This window comes from Aquimarina algiphila, from assembly GCF_007489275.1.
Lineage (GTDB): Bacteria > Bacteroidota > Bacteroidia > Flavobacteriales > Flavobacteriaceae > Aquimarina > Aquimarina algiphila.
Map to the genome: position 1 here is coordinate 1 of NZ_VLNR01000247.1, position 261 is coordinate 261.

At 24.9% G+C, this 261-nt stretch carries 1 protein-coding gene; it reads left to right on the top strand.

Features of this window, described 5'->3' with window-relative positions:
* On the top strand, positions 1-261 hold a 261-nt coding region (locus tag FOF46_RS31190; protein ID WP_143919300.1), incomplete at both ends, for a transposase.

Sequence of the window (261 nt, forward strand, 5' to 3'; positions counted from 1 at the left end):
ACACCCGCTTTGAAATAATCAAGGAGTTAAAAATTAAAGAAAATGAAACAGATAGATTACTAATAGAGCAAGATTTGGAGGTGAGCTTATTTAATAAGCATAATAAAAAAACTATCTCTTATTTACGTTTAATAATTACAAAAGAAAAACAAAATGGAGAAGTTTTTTATTTTTTAAGTAATAGCAAAGAATTCACCTCAAAAGAGATTGTAGAAATCTATAAACAAAGATGGGAAATAGAAGTCTTTTTCAAATTTATCA